This is a genomic window from Pseudomonas sp., assembly GCF_049590575.1.
Classification (GTDB): domain Bacteria; phylum Pseudomonadota; class Gammaproteobacteria; order Pseudomonadales; family Pseudomonadaceae; genus Aquipseudomonas.
Genome location: NZ_JBAWDE010000039.1, coordinates 1 through 2,318, shown reverse-complemented (window position 1 = coordinate 2,318; position 2,318 = coordinate 1). Strand labels below are relative to the sequence as shown.

Below are 2,318 nucleotides of genomic sequence, written 5' to 3'. Positions count from 1 at the left end.
ATGTGGGAGCGGGCTTGCTCGCGAATGCGGTGGGTCAGTTAACACCTGCATCGACTGACACTCTGCTTTCGCGAGCAAGCCCGCTCCCACAGGGGATCTGCTGTGTTGGGCAGATTGCATTCATTTTCATCATCGGAGTTTGCCATGGCTATCGCCATTCCTGGCCCCACCCTCAAGCAGCGCCTGGCGCGTGCCGAGCGGCTCAACCGCTGGAAGGCCCAGGCCTTGATTGCGCCGCTGGTGCTGTTTTTGCTGCTGGTGTTCCTGGTGCCGATCGTTGCGCTGCTCTACAAAAGCGTCGGCAACCCGGAAGTGGTCGGCGGCTTGCCGCGTACTGTGGTGGCGGTCAAGACCTGGGACGGTCGCGGCTTGCCGGGCGAGCCGGTGTACCAGGCCCTCAGCGAAGACCTGGGCGAGGCGCGCGCCAACCAGACGTTGGGCGACCTGTCCAAACGCTTGAATATGGAACTGGCCGGCTATCGCAGCCTGCTGACCAAAACCGCGCGGGCGTTGCCGTTCAGCGAAACGCCCGCCTCCTATAAAGAAGCGCTGGAGAACCTCGACGAACGTTGGGGCGACCCGGCGTACTGGCAGGCGATCCGGCGCAATACCAGCAGCCTTACGCCGTATTACCTGCTGGCGGCCGTCGATCACCGCATCGACGACCTCGGTGAAGTGGCCCCGGCCACCCCGGACCAAGCGATCTACCTGGACATCTTCGCCCGCACCTTCTGGATGGGCCTGGTGATCACCGCCGTCTGCCTGTTGCTGGCCTACCCGCTGGCGTACTTGCTGGCCAACCTGCCGGCGCGCAAAAGCAACTTGCTGATGATCCTGGTGTTGCTGCCGTTCTGGACCTCGATCCTGGTGCGCGTCGCCGCGTGGATCGTGTTGCTGCAGTCCGGCGGGCTGATCAACAGCGCGCTGATGGGCCTGGGGCTGGTGGATAAACCGGTGGAGCTGGTGTTCAACCGCACCGGGGTCTACATCTCCATGGTGCACATTCTGCTGCCGTTCATGATTCTGCCGATCTACAGCGTGATGAAGGGCATTTCGCCAACGTATATGCGCGCGGCGATTTCCCTGGGTTGCCACCCGTTCGCCAGTTTCTGGCGCGTGTACTTCCCGCAAACCTATGCCGGTGTCGGCGCCGGTTGCCTGCTGGTGTTCATCCTGGCGATTGGTTACTACATCACGCCGGCACTGCTCGGCAGCCCGAACGACCAGATGGTCAGCTACTTCGTGGCGTTCTACACCAACACCAGCATCAACTGGGGCATGGCCACGGCCTTGGGCGGCTTGCTGCTGCTGGCGACCGTGCTGCTGTACCTGATCTACAACCGGCTGGTGGGCGCCAGTCGCCTGCGCCTGAGCTGAGGAGACCTTGCGATGCTGAGCCCTTATATGTCACCGGTGGAACGGGTGTGGTTCTACAGCTTGCGGATTCTCTGCGGCTTGATCCTGCTGTTCCTGATCCTGCCGGTGCTGGTGATTATCCCGCTGTCGTTCAACAGCGGCAGTTTCCTGGTGTACCCGCTGCAAGGCTTCTCGCTGCACTGGTACCAGGACTTCTTCGCCTCGGCAGAGTGGATGCGCGCGCTGAAGAACAGCATCATCGTCGCCCCGGCGGCCACGGTGCTGGCGATGGTGTTTGGCACGTTGGCGGCGATTGGCCTGACCCGCGGCAACTTCCCCGGCAAGGCGCTGGTGATGGCCTTGGTGATTTCGCCGATGGTGGTGCCGGTGGTGATTATCGGCGTGGCCAGTTACCTGTTCTTCGCGCCGCTGGGCCTGGGCAACAGCTACTTCTCGCTGATCGTGGTGCACGCGGTGCTTGGCGTGCCGTTTGTGATCATCACCGTGTCAGCGACCTTGCAGGGTTTCAACCATAACCTGGTGCGCGCGGCGGCCAGCCTGGGTGCTTCGCCGTTGATCGCGTTTCGCCGGGTGACCTTGCCGCTGATCGCGCCGGGGGTGATCTCCGGCGCGCTGTTTGCCTTCGCCACCTCCTTTGATGAAGTGGTGGTGACGCTGTTCCTCGCCGGCCCCGAGCAAGCGACCTTGCCGCGCCAGATGTTCAGCGGTATCCGCGAAAACCTCAGCCCGACGATTGCGGCTGCGGCGACCTTGCTGATTGCCTTCTCGGTGCTGCTGTTGCTGACCCTGGAATGGTTGCGCGGCCGCAGCGAGAAATTGCGCACCGCGCAGGTCTGAAGCCCGGCCGGGATCAATAATGTGGGGCTTGCTCGCGAATGCAGTGTGTCAGCTAAACAATTAGTCACTGACAGACCCCATTCGCGAGCAAGCCCGCTCCCACA

At 62.6% G+C, this 2,318-nt stretch carries 2 protein-coding genes; both read left to right on the top strand.

Annotated features, from left to right (window positions below):
- Nucleotides 1-144 precede the first annotated feature (144 nt).
- Nucleotides 145-1,377 carry an ABC transporter permease gene (locus WBR57_RS03160; protein WP_424082041.1) on the top strand — a complete coding sequence of 411 codons (1,233 nt, stop codon included), beginning with the start codon at nucleotides 145-147 and terminating at the stop codon, nucleotides 1,375-1,377.
- Nucleotides 1,378-1,389: 12 nt separating this feature from the next.
- Entirely contained in the window at nucleotides 1,390-2,214 is an 825-nt protein-coding gene (locus tag WBR57_RS03155; RefSeq protein WP_424082039.1) for an ABC transporter permease, read from the top strand.
- The last annotated feature ends 104 nt before the right edge of the window (nucleotides 2,215-2,318 follow it).

Bases quoted from the DNA above. Each gene is read 5' to 3' on its own strand.
- WBR57_RS03160 (WP_424082041.1), top strand. From the start codon at position 145: ATGGCTATCGCCATTCCTGGCCCCACCCTCAAGCAGCGCCTGGCGCGT.
- WBR57_RS03155 (WP_424082039.1), top strand. From the start codon at position 1,390: ATGCTGAGCCCTTATATGTCACCGGTGGAACGGGTGTGGTTCTACAGC.